Source organism: Hydrocarboniphaga effusa AP103 (assembly GCF_000271305.1).
Lineage (GTDB): Bacteria > Pseudomonadota > Gammaproteobacteria > Nevskiales > Nevskiaceae > Hydrocarboniphaga > Hydrocarboniphaga effusa.
Map to the genome: position 1 here is coordinate 2,138,781 of NZ_AKGD01000001.1, position 16,220 is coordinate 2,155,000.

Here is a 16,220-nt window from a genome sequence, read left to right on the forward strand (position 1 = left end):
TTACTGGACGATGCGGTTTTAAGGCCAGCATCTTTTTGTCGCAGGTGGGCTTAGACCGCAGGTCGGCTCGAAAGTTGGCGCGTCAGCTCGGAGGCTTCGGCAAGTTCCGCCTGGCTGAGCGAGCGAATCTGCGCTTCGGCCAGCAGGTGGTCGCGCCGCGTTTTGAGCGCCCGGCGGCGCAAGTGGTGAATCACGTCGGTGAATTCGCGTTCGATCGCGGCGTCATCGAGCTGCACCTCCTGCCGCATGAGCTGTTCGAGCGCCGTCGCCTTGGGGGTTCCGCGCCAGTACTCGAGCAGCTGCCCGGCATTCGCGCCCTGGTTCTCGTGGAAGAAGTCCAGGGCCTCGACCAGGGCGGCGATGCCGTGGACATCCGCGCTGGCCAGCAATTCGAGCTGGTCGACGCTATCGGCCATATCTGGGCGCTCGAGCAACAATTGCAAGGCCCGCCGCACCGGGCGACTGCCGCCAGGCTCGATGCGCGGAGGGGCGGATTTGCGCGGCGCGGAGTAGGCCGCAGGCGCCTCTTCTGCGGCCGCCGGCGCGGCCGCCTGCAGGTCTTCGCGCCGCAGCCGCGTGAGTCGGGCGAGCTCGTCGATCATCAGCGTCTGCAGCGGACCCGGACGCAGCTTGTCGAGATGCGGCTTGGCGAGCGAGGCGAGCTTGGCGCGGCCGTCGAGCGTGCCGAGGTTGGTCTGCTTGGACAGCTCGCCGAGCAGGAAGGCGCTGAGCGTCTGCGCCTGCCCGATTCGTTCGCGAAACGCCTCGGCCCCGATTTCCTGGACCAGCGTGTCCGGGTCATGCCCGTCGGGCAGGAACATGAACACGCACTCGCGGTCGCCATGCACTTCGGGCAGCGCCTGCTCGAGCGCACGCCAGGCGGCCGAGCGGCCGGCGCGGTCGCCGTCGAAGCAGAACACGACCTTGCGCGTGGATTTGTAGAGCAGCGCGAGATGATCGCGCGTGGTCGCGGTGCCCAGGGTGGCGACCACTTCACGAATGCCGTGCTGGGCGAGCATGACCACGTCCATGTAGCCCTCCACCACGAGCAGCTGCGGCAGCTCGGCCTTGGTCGACTGCTTGGCCTCGTAGAGCCCGAACAGGTTGCGGCCCTTGTGGAACAGCGGCGTTTCGGGCGAGTTGAGGTACTTGGCCGGATCGCCGCCGAGCGTGCGCCCGCCGAAGGCGATCACGCGGCCGCGCGTATCGCGGATCGGGAACATCACGCGGTTGCGGAAGCGGTCGTAGCACCCCCCGCCGTCCTTCTGGATCAGCAGACCAGCCTCGATTGCGTGCTTCGGATCGGTGAAGAAGCGCGTCAGCGCGTCCCAGCTCTCCGGCGCGTAGCCGATGCCGAAGACCTTCGCGGTGTCACCCGAAACGCCGCGCTGCTTGAGGTAATCGACCGCGGGTTGGTATTTGCGCAGCTGTTCGCGAAAGAAGCGCTCGGCCGCGGCCATCGCATCGAGCGGACCGTCGAGCACCAGGCGCTCGAACGCGCCGCCGTCTTCGCGCGGCACTTCCAGGCCGGCACGCTTGGCAAGCTCCTCGACCGCTTCGACGAAAGTCAGCCGGTCGTACTCCATCAAAAAGCCGACGGCGTTGCCGTGCTTGCCCGAGGAAAAACAATGGAAGAACTGCTTGGTCGGCGAGACGAAGAACGAGGGCGATTTTTCGTTGCTGAACGGCGACAGCGCCTTGTATTCACGGCCCGCGCGCTTGAGTTCCAGGCGCGAGCTGATCACCTCGACGATATCGGTTCGCGCGAGGAGGTCGTGAATGAAGTTTTGAGGAATTCTGCCGGACACCGCTGCAGTCTAGCCCGGCGAATAAACCTAAACGGCGCGATCGCGAAATCGCGCAGCTCGGCTTTTCATCCGAGCTTGGTCTTGATCAGGCCGGACAGTTTGCCCATGTCGGTCTTGCCGGCGACTTTGGGCTTGATCCAGCCCATGACCTTGCCGATGTCCTTGCCGCTCGCGGCGCCGGTTTCGGCCATTGCCTGATCGATCAGGGCGAGCACTTCGGCTTCGGTCAGCTGCTGCGGCAGATAGCCCATCAGCATGACGATTTCGGCAGCTTCCTTGTCGGCCAGGTCGGGACGATTACCGGCGCGGAACTGGCTTTCGGAGTCGCGACGCTGCTTGACCATCTTCTCGACGGTGGCCGTGACCACGGCGTCGGTGACCTCGATGGCGTCGATGACTTCGCGGTTCTTGAGCTCGGACGAGAGCATGCGCAGCACCGACAGGCGATCTTTTTCGCCCGCGCGCATGGCCGCTTTCACGTCTTCCAGGACGCGAGTCTTGAGATCGGACATCGGATGCTCCATGGCGTGAGGGGGTAGGCTGAATCGTCGAGAGCACTGACTCGCGACGCTAGGATCCCATGCTGCGCATGGGGCCCCTCCACGCTGCGCGCAGCGCTAGTACAGGCGCTGACGGCGGGTGACGTCGCGCGAAACCTTCTTGAGCTGGCGCTTCACGGCGGCAGCGCGCTTGCGCTTGCGCTCCTGGCTCGGCTTCTCGAAGAACTCGTGCTTGCGCACGTCGGTCAGCACACCGGCCTTTTCACAGGTGCGCTTGAAGCGGCGCAGGGCAACTTCGAAGGGTTCGTTTTCGCGGACGCGGACAGTCGGCATAAGGTGAAGCTCGCTCTTGACACAGGGCTGGGCCCAAAGGGGCGGCGATTTTATGCGCGAGCCGCGCGCAATGCAAAGCCTGGATGGAAGATGGCGCTGGATCGCGGCTCGCCGGCCGTCGCGCCGATGGGCACAATACGCGCCCCATGCCCGTCCTGGCCCTCGAAACCTCCTGCGACGAAACCGCCGCCGCCCTCTACGACGGCGAGCGCGGACTGCTCTCGCACACGCTGCATTCGCAGATCGCGCTGCATGCGCAGTACGGCGGCGTGGTGCCCGAACTCGCCTCGCGCGATCACATCCGCCGGGTCAACGGGCTGCTGCGCGAGGCCCTGGCGCAGGCGAGCCTGCGGTTTTCCGATCTCTCGGGCGTGGCTTACACGGCCGGACCGGGCCTGATCGGGGCGCTCATGGTCGGTGCTTCGGTCGCGGCCGGCATCGCGCTCGCGCACGACCTGCCGCTGATCGCCGTGCATCATATGGAAGGGCATCTGCTGGCGCCGATGCTCGAAGACCCCAAGCCCAAATTTCCGTTCGTCGCCCTGCTGGTGTCGGGCGGGCACACCCTGCTGGTGTCGGTCGAAGGCGTCGGCCGCTACACGCTGCTCGGCGAAAGCCTGGACGACGCGGTCGGTGAAGCCTTCGACAAGACCGCCAAGATGATGGGCCTGCCGTATCCGGGCGGCCCGCACCTGGCCCGGCTCGCCGAAGGCGGTGCGCCCGGGCGTTTCAAGTTTCCGCGTCCGATGACCGATCGCCCGGGCCTCGATTTCAGCTTCAGCGGGCTCAAGACCGCGGTGCTGACCGCGCTGCCGGCCGGCGCGAGCGAGCAGGACAAGGCCGACATCGCGCGCGGCTTCGAAGAGGCCGTCACCGAAACCCTGGCGATCAAGTGCGATCGCGCCCTGCAGCAGACCGGCCATGCGGCGCTGATCGTCGCGGGCGGCGTCGGGGCGAACCAGCGCTTGCGCGCCCGGCTCGCGGACTTGGCCGAGCGTCGCGGCGCGGGCCTGTTCTTTCCGCGCCCGGCTTTCTGCACCGACAACGCGGCGATGATCGCTTACGCCGGCTGGGCCCGCCTGGCCGAAGCCCGGCCGGCCTCCGGCAAGTTGTTCACCACGGCGCGCTGGCCGCTCGAATTGCTGCGCCCGCCCATGGCCGCGGCGTAAGCTGGACGTCTCCCGTCTCCCGTCTCCCGTCTCCCGGCATCTCTCATGGACACCGTCTTCATTCGCGGCCTCAAGGTCGAGACCATCATCGGCGTGCACGACTGGGAGCGCGGGCTCATGCGCCCGCTGATCTTCGATCTCGATCTCGGCACCGATTTCAACTCCGCAGCCGCGAGCGACCACGTGCGCGATGCGCTCGACTACTCGGCGATCCAATCCACCGTCGAGAAAGTGGCGACCGAATACCGGCCGGCGCTGCTCGAAGCCCTGGCCGAAAGGCTTGCGCGCACGCTCTACAAAGAATTCCCGCTGCTGCTGAAGCTGCGGCTGGTCATCCACAAGCCCGGTGCGATCCCGGTGCAGGACGTCGGCGTGGAGATCGAGCGTCGTCGCGAGGACTACGCGGCCTGCGGAATGCGCTAATTTGGTGCGCTATCAGCTGGCCAGCAAGGCAGCTCCAAACTGCGCCAGGTCGTCATAAACCGGCACGCCTTCCAGGGAATGCTTTGTTTCAGTGCGTCGACCCTTGCCGGTTCGCACCAAAACAGGACGAGCCCCGGCGGCACGGGCGGCCTCGATGTCCGAGTAGCTGTCGCCGACGAAGAAAACCTCGTCGAGCTTGATCTGCAACCGCTTGGCAAGGTCGCGCAGCATGCCCGGATTGGGCTTTCGCATATCGCTTGCGTGATCCGGGTGCTCGGGCGCGAATTCGATGCCGTCGATGCGCCCGCCCAGCTCGGCGCAGAGCTTCTGAAGCCGGTCATGGATCGCGAACAGGCCGTCGAAATCCATATAGCCGCGACCGATCGCGGACTGGTTGGTGACGATGTAAATGCGCCAGCCGGCCTGCGAAAGCTTGGCGATGGCCTCGATGCTGCCCGCAATCGGCCGCCACTCGGCGACCGATTTGATGTAGTCGTCGGAGTCCTCGTTGATGACGCCGTCTCGATCGAGAAAAACGAACTTCATCGCCGGGCGAGTCCGATCAACCCGGCAGCAGCGACAAGTCCGCGACCTCGCGGCACAAGGCATCGAGCCTGGCCAGCAGGCCCAGGCGGTTGCTGCGCACCTGCGCGTCCTCGGCCATCACCATCACCGCATCGAAGAAGGCATCGACCGGCTGCTTGAGCGTGGCGAGCTCGCTGAGCATGGCGCCGTAGTCGCGCGCCGCCCTCAGCGGGGCGAGCGCGGATTCGACGCGCTGCAGGGTTTCGAACAGCGCGTGCTCGGCGGGGACTTCGAAGCGGTCGGGCTTGATCGTGGTCGGTGTATCGCCGGCCTGGCGCAGGATGTTGCGCGCGCGCTTGTCGGCGGCCGCGAGGCTCTTGGCCTCGTCGCTCGGCAGAAAGCGCAGCAGGGCCTGCAGGCGGCGTTCGAAATCGAGCGGCCGCGTGACGCCGCTCGCGCGCACGGCCTCGAAGGCCTCCGCGCTCGCACCGCGGCTTTCGCTGTAGCTGCGCAGGCGCTCGAGGCAGAAGGCGTAGAGATCGTCGATGGTCGCTTCGGCGCGGTTGCCGGCGGGCTGGGCGATCAGCGCCTGTTCGAGCAGGTCCTGCAGCTCGAGGTCGAGCCCGCCTTCGACGAGGATGCGCAGCGCGCCGAGCGCGGCCCGGCGCAGCGCGAACGGATCCTTGCTCGCGGTGGGCTTCTGGCCGATCGCGAAGATGCCGGCCAGCGTATCGAGCTTGTCGGCGAGCGCGACGATGCGGCCCTGGGCGGTCGATGGAATCGGCGTGCCCTGCTGGGTCGGCAGGTAGTGCTCGCGAATCGCGGTGGCCACCGCTTGCGGCTCGCCTCCGGCGCTCGCGTAGTAGCCGCCCATGAGGCCCTGCAGCTCGGGGAACTCGAACACCACCTTGGTGACGAGATCGGCCTTGGCCAGATCGGCGGCGCGGCCGACGTCGGCGACCAGCGAGTCGTCGACGAGCGCGGCGATCTTGCGCGCGAGCTTGCTCACGCGTGCGGACTTCTCGGCGATGCTGCCGAGCTCCTTCTGGAAGGTCACCGCGGCGAGCTTCTCGACATAGGCCGACAGCGGCTGCTTGAGATCCTGCTCGTAGAAGAACAGCGCATCGGTCAGGCGCGGGCGCACCACGCGCTCGTTGCCGGCGATTACCTGGCCGACGTCGGACGATTCGATGTTCGCGATGGTGATGAAGTACGGCAGCAGCTGGGTGTTGGCAGCGTCCGAGAACAGCGTGAAATAACGCTGGTTGGTCTCGACCGTCGAGACGATGACCTCGGGCGGCAGGCGCATGAAGCGCTGCTCCATGTCGCCCGCGATGACGACGGGCCACTCGACCAGGGCGGTGACTTCGTCGAGCAGATCTTCGGTGATGCGCGCGTGGCCGCCGAGTTGGCCTGCCTTGGATTCGATCTGCTTTCGGATGTTGTCGCGGCGCGAGGCGAAATCGGCCCAGACATGCGCCTTGCGCAGTGCGGGCTCGTAATCACGCGGCTCCGACAGCGCGATCGCGGCCGGGGCGTGGAAGCGGTGGCCGTAGCTGATGCGGCCCGATTCGAGGCCGAAGCGGCTCAGCGGCACCACGTCGCCACCGAGCAGGCACAGCAGCCACTGCACCGGGCGCACGAAGGTCTCGGTGCCCGAACCCCAGCGCATGCGCTTGGGCACGAGTTCGTCCATCTGCTTGAGCGTTTCCTCGAAGATCGCCGGCAGCAGTTCTGCGGTCGGCTGGCCGGGCTGGGTCCTGGAGAAGTGCAGCTTGCCGTCCTTCTCGCCGATGGCCTCGATCGCCACACCGCAGGAGCGCGCGAAACCGAGCGCCGCCGGCGTCGGCTTGCCGTCCTTGTACGCGGCGGCGAGTGCTGGTCCTGCGCGCTCCTGCAGCTGGTCGGGCTGCTGGGCGGCGACATCGGCGATCAGCACCGCGAGCCGGCGCGGGGTGGCGAAGGACAGGGCCGAGCCGACGCTGACGCCACGACGAGCCAGGCCGCCCGCGATGCCGTCGGTGAGCGCCTTGGAAAGAGGGGCGACGAAGCGGGCCGGCAGGTCTTCGGCGCCGAGTTCGAACAGCAGGTCGAGCGGCATGCGGTGAAACCAGAATCAAAGGGGGCGCAATTGTCGGTGATCGTCCGGGCAGCGCCAACTGCGGCGCCGGCGGACTCGCATTTCCTTCCCCCCTCCGGGAGAAGGTGTCGCGTCACGACGGATCAGGGATTCGCAGGAGTCGCCAAGCCTGGCCATGACTGCGAGTCCCTCACCCCGACCCTCTCCCGGAGGAGAGGAGAACGGCGGCCTTACGCCCTGAGGTCGAAGCGATCGAGCTCCATGACCTTGTTCCAGGCGCTCACGAAGTCCTTCACGAACGCACCCTGGCTGTCGTCGCTGGCGTAGACCTCGGCGATCGCGCGCAGCTGGGCGTTGGAGCCGAACACGAGGTCGGCGATCGTCGCGGTCCAGCGCAACTCGCCGCTCTTGCGGTCGCGGCCTTCGAACAGGTGCGGATCCTTTTCGGTCGGCTTCCAGACCGTACGCATGTCGAGCAGGTTGACGAAGAAATCGTTCGTCAGCGAGCCCGGGCGCTTGGTGAACACGCCGTTCTTGGACTGCCCGGTGTTCGCATCGAGGGCGCGCAGGCCGCCGACCAGCACGGTCATCTCGGCCGTGTTGAGCTTGAGCAGGCTGGCCTTGTCGATGAGCTTTTCGGACACCGACGTTTCGAGGCCCTTGCGCACGTAGTTGCGAAAGCCGTCGACCACCGGCTCGAGCACGGCGAAGGATTCGGCGTCGGTCTGCTCGGCCGTCGCATCCGTACGGCCCGGCGTGAACGGCACCTTCACGTCATGGCCGGCCTTCTTCGCGGCGGCCTCGATGCCCGCTGCGCCGCCCAGCACGATCAGGTCGGCCAGCGAAATCTGCTTGCCGCCGGTGGCGCTCGCGTTGAAGGCTTTCCGGATGCCTTCGAGCGTGTCGAGAATCTTGGCGAGTTCGGCCGGCTGGTTGACCTCCCAGTCCTTCTGCGGGGCCAGGCGAATGCGCGCCCCGTTGGCGCCGCCGCGCAGGTCGCTGCCGCGGAAAGTCGAGGCCGAAGCCCAGGCGGTGTTGACGAGCTGCGAGGGCGACAGGCCCGATTCGAGCAGCTTGGCCTTGAGCGCCGCGATGTCGCCAGCATCGACCAGCGGATGGTTCACGGCCGGCACCGGGTCCTGCCAGATCAGGTCTTCCTTGGGCACCAGCTTGCCGAGGTAGCGGACCTTCGGACCCATGTCGCGGTGCGTGAGCTTGAACCAGGCGCGCGCGAAGGCATCGGCGAACTTGGCCGGGTTGGCCATGAAATCGCGCGAAATCTTTTCGTAGACGGGGTCGAAGCGCAGCGCAAGGTCGGCCGTGGTCATCATCGGCTGATGCGACTTTTTCGGATCGTGCGCGTCGACCACGGTGCCGGCGCCGGCATCGCCCTTGGGCTTCCATTGATGCGCGCCGGCCGGGCTCTTGGTGAGCTCCCATTCGTAGCCGAACAGGGTCTCGAAGTAGCCGTTGTCCCAGGTCGTCGGGTTCGGCTTCCAGGCGCCTTCGATGCCGCTCGTGGTCGTGTGGCCGCCGATGCCGGTTTCATGCGTATTGATCCAGCCCAGGCCCATCTGCTCGACGCTCGCGCCCTCGGGCTCCGCCCCGACCAGTTTCGGATCACCGGCGCCGTGCGCCTTGCCGAAGGTGTGGCCGCCCGCGACGAGCGCGACGGTTTCCTCGTCGTCCATCGCCATGCGACCGAAGGTGTCGCGGATATCGCGGCCCGAGGCCACCGGATCGGGCTTGCCGTCCGGGCCTTCCGGGTTCACGTAGATCAGGCCCATCTGCACGGCGCCGAGCGGGTTTTCGAGCGCGCGATCGCCCGAGTAGCGGCTGTTGGCCTTGTCGCTGGTGGCGAGCCATTCGGTCTCGGCGCCCCAGTTGGTGAAGCGCGGCTCCCAGACGTCGGCGCGGCCGCCGCCGAAGCCGAAGGTCTTGAAGCCCATCGATTCGAGCGCGACGTTGCCGGCCAGGATCATCAGATCGGCCCAGGACAGCTTGCTGCCGTACTTCTGCTTGATCGGCCAGAGCAGGCGGCGCGCCTTGTCGAGGTTGCCGTTGTCCGGCCAGCTGTTGAGCGGGGCGAAGCGCTGTTCGCCGGCCGAGGCGCCGCCGCGGCCGTCGTGGATGCGGTAGGTGCCGGCCGAGTGCCAGGCCATGCGGATGAACAGTGGGCCGTAATGGCCGTAGTCGGCCGGCCACCAGTCCTGCGAATCGGTCATCAGCGCGTGCAGATCCTGGATGACGGCCTCGAGGTCGAGCGACTTGAAGGCCTTGGCGTAACCGGCCGAATCAGCCGATTCGGGGCCGGCGGACGGCGTGTTGAGAATGCTCAGATCTAGGGAATTGGGCCACCAGTCCTTGTTGGTACGGACCGCCGGCTTGGGGCCGGAGCCGCCCGCTGCGGAACCGGAAAAGGGGCACTTGGCATCGTTCGACATTGGTTTCTCCTGGCAGAAGGGGCTAGACGTGCCCACGATAACCCGCGCCAACGTTAAGTAAAATTGATCTTTAGTTATCGAACGATTGCGTAAAGCTATTTTTGCGGCCGTACCGAGGCTTCGCGATCAGACGCGAAGCCTGCTGAACCGTGGTTGAAGTTCCGATGGGAGCCGCCGCGTAGAGACGCGACCCCGTTAGGACGCGTCGGCACTCGGCCTTCTTGCGGCGATCCGAACGCCTAGGCGGCTTTTCCGGCCGGAAGCGGAGCGAAGCCGGCGATGCGGGCGCGCGAGTTGTAATAAGCCTCGGCGCAGCCGCGGGCGAGCGTACGCACGCGCAGGATGTAGCCCTGGCGCTCGGTCACGCTGATCGCGCCACGCGCATCGAGCAGGTTGAAGGTGTGGCTGGCCTGGATCGTCCGTTCGTAGGCCGGCAGCGGTAGCGGGGTCGGCAATGCGAGCAGGCGCTGGCACTCGGCCTCGGCCCTCGTGAAGCGATCGAACAAGGTCGCGGTGTCGGCGTGTTCGAAGTTGTAGGTGCTCTGCTCGACTTCGTTCTGGTGGTAGACGTCGCCGTAGGTCACTTCGCGGCCGGTCCTGGGGTCGCGCGACCAGACCAGGTCGTAGACGCTTTCCTTGCCCTGGATGTACATCGCCAGGCGTTCGAGGCCGTAGGTGATCTCGCCCGATACCGGCTTGCATTCGATGCCGCCGACCTGCTGGAAATAGGTGAACTGGGTGACTTCCATGCCGTTGAGCCAGACCTCCCAGCCCAGGCCCCAGGCGCCGAGCGTCGGCGATTCCCAGTTGTCCTCGACGAAGCGGATGTCGTGCACGAGCGGGTCGAAGCCGAGCATCTTCAGCGAGTCCAGGTACAGCTGCTGGATGTTGGCCGGCGAGGGCTTCATGAGCACCTGGAACTGGTAGTAATGCTGCAGGCGGTTCGGGTTCTCGCCGTAGCGGCCGTCGGTCGGGCGGCGGCTCGGCTGCACGTAGGCGGTGTTCCAGCTCTCGGGGCCGAGAGCGCGCAAAAAAGTCGCCCAATGGAAGGTTCCGGCGCCGACCTCCATGTCGAGCGGCTGGACGATCGTGCAGCCGTGGCTGGCCCAGAAGGTCTGCAGCTTGAGGATCAGGTCTTGAAAGGTCATGAGCGGGACGAGAAAACGGCGGGTCGCGGAGTATAGCGACTGGCTATTCCATACCCGAGCGAATCGCCCGCCACTGCGGCTATGATCCGCGCCCATGAACGACCTCGACGATCTGTTCGCCAGCAACCGCGACTGGCGCGAAGCCCGGCTCAAGGAAGACCCGGATTACTTCAACAAGCTGGCCTGCCAGCATGCGCCGAAGTATCTGTGGATCGGCTGTGCCGATGCTCGTGTGCCGGCCAACGAAATCCTCGGCTTGCCACCCGGCGAAGTGTTCGTCCATCGCAACATCGCCAACCTGGTCGTCCACAGCGACTTCAACGCGCAGTCGGTCATCCAGTTCGCGGTCGACGTGCTCAAGGTCGAGCACATCATGGTCGTCGGCCATTACGGCTGCGCCGGTGTGCGCGCGGTGGTCGAGGGTGCTCGCAGGCTCGGGCTGGTGGAGAACTGGCTGTACCACGTGCGCGACGTGCAGGACATGTATATGGACCAGCTCAGCGTGATCGCCGAACTGCCGAAGCGTCACGATCGGCTTTGCGAGCTCAACGTTCTCGAGCAAGTCACCAACGTCTGCCAGTCCGACGTCGTCCAGAGCGCCTGGGAGCGCGGCCAGCCGCTCACCGTGCACGCCTGGATCTACGGCGTCGGCGACGGCCTGCTGCGTAATCTGAATCTCACGCTGTCCACGCGAGACGGTCTCAATGCCGCTTACCAGTCGGCGGTGAAGGCCACGCTGGCCGGCAGCGGCACCGAGGTTGTCAGCTCGCCGGCCCGATAGGCACACTGGCCGCCCTTTGCGGCTCCGCTACTATGCTTAGAGGTTTTCTCTGGCATAGAACGTGCTGCGCTCTGCCCCGCCGAACCGGGGCAGGGGGCTCCCGCAGCGGCCCATTCAAATCCACCCCCGACCCTTGCAGGAGAAGACATGTCTTCGGGTAAAGAAGTACTGAAACTAATTTCCGAAAAGAGCGTGAAGTACGTTGACTTCCGCTTCTGCGACACGCGCGGTAAAGAGCAGCACGTGACCGTGCCGGCTTCGACCGTCGACGAGTCCGTGTTCACCGACGGCAAGATGTTCGACGGCTCGTCGATCGCCGGCTGGAAGGGCATCAACGAATCCGACATGATCCTGATGCCGGACCCGACCACTGTCTTCGTCGATCCGTTCTTCGAAACCCCGACGCTGGTCATCACCTGCGACGTCATCGAGCCGGCCACCATGCAGGGCTACTCGCGCGACCCGCGTTCGCTCGCCAAGCGCGCCCAGGCCTACCTGGCCTCGACCGGCATCGCCGACACCGCTTACTTCGGCCCCGAAAACGAATTCTTCATCTTCGACTCGATCCGCTGGGATTCGGGCCTGAAGGGCTGCTTCGTCGAGATCGACGCCGAGAACGCGTCCTGGAACTCCGGCAAGGCCTATGAAACCGGCAACACCGGCCACCGTCCGGGCGTGAAGGGTGGTTACTTCCCCGTTCCGCCGGTCGACGCGCTGCAGGACATCCGCTCGGCCATGTGCGACACGCTCGAAGAAGTGGGCATGTCGGTCGAAGTGCACCACCACGAAGTGGCCACGGCCGGCCAGTGCGAAATCGGCGTCAAGTTCGGCACCCTGCTGCAGAAGGCCGACGACGTCCTCAAGCTCAAGTACGTCGTGCAGAACGTGGCTCACTCGTTCGGCAAGACGGCCACCTTCATGCCCAAGCCGATCGTCGGTGACAACGGTTCCGGCATGCACGTGCACCAGTCGCTCTCGCTGAATGGCAAGAACCTGTTCTCGGGCGACGGCTACGGCGGCCTGTCCGAAACCGCGCTGTATTACATCGGCGGCATCCTCAAGCACGCCAAGGCGCTCAACGCCTTCACCAACCCGGGCACCAACAGCTACAAGCGCCTGGTTCCGGGCTTCGAAGCGCCGGTCATGCTGGCCTACTCGGCCCGCAACCGTTCGGCCTCGATCCGCATTCCGTATGTTGCGAACCCCAAGGGCCGCCGCATCGAAGTGCGCTTCCCCGACTCGAGCGCCAACCCGTACTTCGCCTTCGCGGCGATGATGATGGCCGGCCTCGACGGCATCGAAAACAAGATCCACCCCGGCGATCCGTCGGACAAGGATCTCTACCATCTGCCGCCGGAAGAAGATGCGCTGATCCCGCGCGTCTGCCACAGCCTCGACATGGCGCTCGAAGCGCTCGACAAGAGCCGCGCGTTCCTCACCAAGGGCGGCGTGTTCACCGACGATCTGATCGACGCTTACATCGAACTCAAGATGCAGGAAGTCACGCGTTTCCGCATGACGACGCATCCGATCGAGTTCGACATGTACTATTCGTTGTGAGCGAAGCTCACAACGAATAGAAAAAGCGCATTGTTTGACGGAGGCATCGCAAGCGATGCCTCCGGTGGTTCAAGCAAGGCTTGGTCGAAGCTGCAACGAAAAAGCCCCGCATTTAGCGGGGCTTTTTCGTTATGCACGACTGACGCGTGAAGCTCAGTTGTCCTCGAGAAACTGCAGCTGTACCGGCTTGCCGGCTTCCGCGCCCTTTGCCGGAGCTGCGCGAACGTACTGCCCGTTCGACTGCAGCAGCCAGCTCTGCGCGGTGTCGGCCAGATAGGCTTCGAGCTGCCCGAGCACCTTCGCGCGCAGCTTCTTGTCGCGAATCGGGAAGGCGATCTCGACGCGCCGATACAGATTGCGCTCCATCCAGTCCGCACTCGACAGCAGGATCTCGCCGGTGCCGTCGTTGTGGAAATAGAACACGCGGTGATGCTCGAGGAAGCGGCCGATCACCGAGCGCACGCGGATGTTCTCCGACAGGCCCGGAACACCCGGCCGCACCGAGCACATCGCACGCACGATCAGGTCCACCTGCACGCCGGCCTGCGAAGCCTCGTAGAGCTTCTTGATCATCTCGGCTTCGACCAGCGAATTCATCTTGGCGATGAGTCGCGCCGGCTTGCCCTTCTTCGCGTTTTCGATCTCGCGATCGATGCGCGCCTTCATCTGATCGAACAGCGTGAACGGCGATTGCAGCAGGCAGTGCAGCTTGCCGATGCGGCCGAGGCTCGTGAGTTGCAGGAACACCGCGTGCACGTCTCGGCAGAGTTCCTGGTCCGACGTGAACAGGCCGTAGTCGGTGTACATGCGCGCCGTGCGCGGATGGTAGTTGCCGGTGCCCAGGTGGGCGTAATAGCGCAGGCCCGGCGTCTTGCCGCCGGTGGCCTCTTCGCGACGCACGATCAGGCACATTTTGGCGTGCGTCTTGTAGCCGACCACGCCGTAGACGATGTGCGCGCCGACCTCCTCGAGCTTCTCGGCGAGATTCAAATTGTCGGCCTCGTCGAAGCGCGCGCGCAGCTCGACGACGACGGTCACTTCCTTGCCGTTGCGCGCCGCTTCCATCAGGGCTTCGACGACCGGCGACTTCGCGCCGGTGCGATACAGCGTCTGCTTGATCGCGAGCACCTTGGGATCGCGTGCGGCCTGGCGCAGCAGCTCGAGCACCGGGGTGAACGAATCGTAAGGGTGATGCAGCAGGTGATCGCGCTCGCGGATCGCGGCGAAGATGTCGCCCCCCGTCAACGCCTTCGGCACGCGCGCCGTGAACGGCGCGTACTTGAGCTCGGGCCGGTCGACCTGATCGGGAATCGCCATGAGCCGCATGAGATTCACCGGCCCGTTGACCTGGTAGACGTCGGCCGGCGTCAGCTGCGTCTCCTTCATCAGGTAGGTCCACAGCGGCTCGGGACAGTTGTCGGCCACTTCGAGGCGGACGGTGTCGCCCCACTGGCGCTGAGACAGCTCGTCTTCGAGCGCTTCGGCCAGATCGGTGGCTTCTTCCTCGTCGACGAACAGATCCGAATTGCGCGTGACGCGAAACTGGTAGCAGCCGGTGGCCTGCATGCCAGGGAACGCGTCGTCGACGTAGGCGTGAATCACCGACGACAGGAACGTGAAGTCGTGCGGCCCGCTGCCCGGCAACTCCTTCGGCAGCTGGATCAGGCGCGGCAGGGCGCGCGGCGCCTGCACGATCGCGAACTGGATGTTGCGGCCGAACGCGTCCTTGCCCGACAGCGAAACGATGAAGTTGAGCGACTTGTTGAGCAGGCGCGGAAACGGATGCGCCGGATCGAGCCCGATCGGCGACAGCACCGGCAGCAGCTCGGTGTTGAAGTACTGGCGCAGCCAGGCCTCCTGTTCCGGCGTCCATTCCGAGCGGCGCAGAAAGCGGATGCGCTCCTTGTCGAGCGCGGGCACGAGCACGTCGTTGAAGACGCGGTACTGCTCGTCGACGAGCGTATGCGCGCGCGTGCTGATGGCGCCGAGCGCTTCCTGGGGCGAAATGCCGTCCGGGCCACGCTGCACGGTGCCACCGGCTTCGGCCATCTGCATCAGGCCGGCGACGCGAATCTCGAAGAACTCGTCGAGGTTCGAGCTCGAGATACACAGGAACTTCAGACGTTCGAGCAGCGGAACGCTTTCGTCCTTGGCCTGTTCGAGTACGCGCTGGTTGAACTCGAGCAGCGAAAGCTCGCGGTTGATGAAGAGATCGGTGGCTTGGAATTCGAGTTTCGAAGGGGCGTCCATGGCGTTCATTCTGAAGGGCAGCGCTTGCTCAGTAGAGAGAGCGGTCATGACAGGCTCGTTACATGACGAGCCTTGGAGTGTTCATTGCGCGACGAGCTGGAGAGCCCGGTCCGGATAGTCGGTGAAGACCCCGTCGACACCCATGGCGCGTAGGCGGTGCATGTCCTCGGGCTCGTTGACCGTATAGACGTACACGCGGCGTCCTTGGTTCTTGATGTCGGCGATCAGCCGCTCGTCGACGAACTCGTCCGACAGATTCACGCACTCGGCCTGAAGCTCCGCCGCGCAGGCCGCCCAATCGAGCGGCACGCCGCACAGCAGCACGCCGATCGGTACCTGAGGCAATAGCTGGCGGAACTCATAGAGCTCCGGCAGATGGAAGGACGACACCAGGAACTGCTCGGGCGTGGCATTGGCTTCCAGGAGTCCGCGCAGGTGCGCGGCGACCGCTTCGGCCGTTCCGGCACCGGTCTTGAGCTCGATATTGACCGGAACCCGGCCCTCGACGAGATCGAGGACTTCACCGAGCGTCGGAATGCGCTGGCCCTGGCCCGCGTCCAGGGCGCGCAGCTCCGCCAGGGAAAGGGCGTCGACTCGTCCGTGTCCGTTGGTCGTGCGATCGACGCGTAAATCATGGATCACGATCAGCTCGCCCGAATGCAGCTGTACGTCGATCTCGACCATGTGCGAACCGAGCCGGATGCCGGTGTCGATGGCGAGCAAAGTGTTTTCGGGGGCGTGCCCGCGTGCGCCGCGGTGGCCGACGACGGTAAAGGAAGGGTCCGCTGCCATGGGTTCTCCTCAATAGGCGGCTCCATATAGGCACTCATTGTGCGCCCGAGCCCCGGGCGGCGCCGTTCTTCTGCTGCTTTTTTAACCGCAGAAAACGCCCGGAGCCCGCTTTCTATCTGTGCAACGATCTTTTTCAATCTATAAATCGTTTTAAATCAGCAACTTGATAAATAGACCGAAAAAGCTTGTTGACGCTTTCTGGGAGGTGCGTAGAATGCGCCTCCCTGGTGACGGCGACGCGGTTTGAAGCGAAGCTAAAGCCCTGATCTTTAACAGAATAAGCAAGTGATTTGTGTGGGTGCTCCTGTGAGCGTGGCGAAGCCATGTGACACATGAGTATCACTAAAGCCAAGTCGTAATGAGCTTAAGTTGATGACTCTAAATAGCCCGAAGCGCTTTTAGCGGCG

The 16,220-nt window shown here is 65.1% G+C and carries 13 protein-coding genes; 4 read left to right on the forward strand and 9 right to left on the reverse strand.

The window, feature by feature from the left end:
* Positions 1–50: 50 nt before the first annotated feature.
* The 3 genes from dnaG to rpsU all read right to left on the reverse strand — a co-directional run bounded on the left by dnaG (position 51) and on the right by rpsU (position 2,641).
* Positions 51–1,808 (reverse strand): DNA primase, encoded by a 1,758-nt coding sequence (gene dnaG, locus WQQ_RS09380; protein WP_007184919.1) that lies wholly within the window; start codon positions 1,806–1,808, stop codon positions 51–53.
* A gap of 65 nt (positions 1,809–1,873) precedes the next feature.
* Positions 1,874–2,320, reverse strand: a complete 447-nt coding sequence (locus WQQ_RS09385; RefSeq protein ID WP_007184920.1) for a GatB/YqeY domain-containing protein — start codon at positions 2,318–2,320, stop codon at positions 1,874–1,876.
* Between the two features lie 105 nt (positions 2,321–2,425).
* Entirely contained in the window at positions 2,426–2,641 is a 216-nt protein-coding gene (rpsU, locus tag WQQ_RS09390) for a 30S ribosomal protein S21 (protein WP_007184921.1), read from the reverse strand.
* 146 nt (positions 2,642–2,787) lie between these two features.
* Here rpsU and tsaD point away from each other — a divergent pair, with 146 nt between their 5' ends.
* Both tsaD and folB read left to right on the forward strand, forming a co-directional pair.
* Positions 2,788–3,810, forward strand: a complete 1,023-nt coding sequence (tsaD, locus tag WQQ_RS09395) for a tRNA (adenosine(37)-N6)-threonylcarbamoyltransferase complex transferase subunit TsaD (protein WP_040453838.1) — start codon at positions 2,788–2,790, stop codon at positions 3,808–3,810.
* A gap of 45 nt (positions 3,811–3,855) precedes the next feature.
* Entirely contained in the window at positions 3,856–4,233 is a 378-nt protein-coding gene (gene folB, locus WQQ_RS09400; protein WP_007184923.1) for a dihydroneopterin aldolase, read from the forward strand.
* Positions 4,234–4,245: 12 nt separating this feature from the next.
* Here the strand turns inward: folB and gmhB are convergent, their stop codons facing one another.
* From gmhB to glyQ, 4 genes are all read right to left on the reverse strand, one after another.
* Positions 4,246–4,779 (reverse strand): D-glycero-beta-D-manno-heptose 1,7-bisphosphate 7-phosphatase, encoded by a 534-nt coding sequence (gene gmhB / locus WQQ_RS09405; RefSeq protein WP_007184924.1) that lies wholly within the window; start codon positions 4,777–4,779, stop codon positions 4,246–4,248.
* A 16-nt stretch (positions 4,780–4,795) separates the two neighbouring features.
* Positions 4,796–6,859 (reverse strand): glycine--tRNA ligase subunit beta, encoded by a 2,064-nt coding sequence (gene glyS / locus WQQ_RS09410; protein ID WP_007184925.1) that lies wholly within the window; start codon positions 6,857–6,859, stop codon positions 4,796–4,798.
* A gap of 209 nt (positions 6,860–7,068) precedes the next feature.
* A complete protein-coding gene (gene katG, locus WQQ_RS09415; protein WP_007184926.1) occupies positions 7,069–9,282 on the reverse strand; it encodes a catalase/peroxidase HPI in 2,214 nt (737 codons plus the stop codon).
* 239 nt (positions 9,283–9,521) lie between these two features.
* Positions 9,522–10,430: a glycine--tRNA ligase subunit alpha gene (glyQ, locus tag WQQ_RS09420; protein ID WP_007184927.1), complete on the reverse strand. Its 909-nt coding sequence runs from the start codon at positions 10,428–10,430 to the stop codon at positions 9,522–9,524.
* Between the two features lie 94 nt (positions 10,431–10,524).
* On the opposite strand from glyQ, the gene can reads away from it, so the two are divergent.
* Positions 10,525–11,211: a carbonate dehydratase gene (gene can / locus WQQ_RS09425; protein ID WP_007184928.1), complete on the forward strand. Its 687-nt coding sequence runs from the start codon at positions 10,525–10,527 to the stop codon at positions 11,209–11,211.
* Between the two features lie 147 nt (positions 11,212–11,358).
* Positions 11,359–12,771 carry a type I glutamate--ammonia ligase gene (gene glnA / locus WQQ_RS09430; RefSeq protein ID WP_007184929.1) on the forward strand — a complete coding sequence of 471 codons (1,413 nt, stop codon included), beginning with the start codon at positions 11,359–11,361 and terminating at the stop codon, positions 12,769–12,771.
* 153 nt (positions 12,772–12,924) lie between these two features.
* Here glnA and ppk1 read toward each other — a convergent pair whose 3' ends face one another.
* Together ppk1 and WQQ_RS09440 are read right to left on the reverse strand one after the other, a co-directional pair.
* Positions 12,925–15,021, reverse strand: coding sequence for a polyphosphate kinase 1 (ppk1, locus tag WQQ_RS09435; protein WP_040453842.1), 2,097 nt, complete (start codon positions 15,019–15,021; stop codon positions 12,925–12,927).
* Positions 15,022–15,102: 81 nt separating this feature from the next.
* The gene (locus WQQ_RS09440; RefSeq protein ID WP_040453283.1) at positions 15,103–15,813 is read right to left on the reverse strand and encodes a glycerophosphodiester phosphodiesterase; all 711 of its coding nucleotides are present in this window, start codon (positions 15,811–15,813) and stop codon (positions 15,103–15,105) included.
* Between the last annotated feature and the right edge of the window lie 407 nt (positions 15,814–16,220).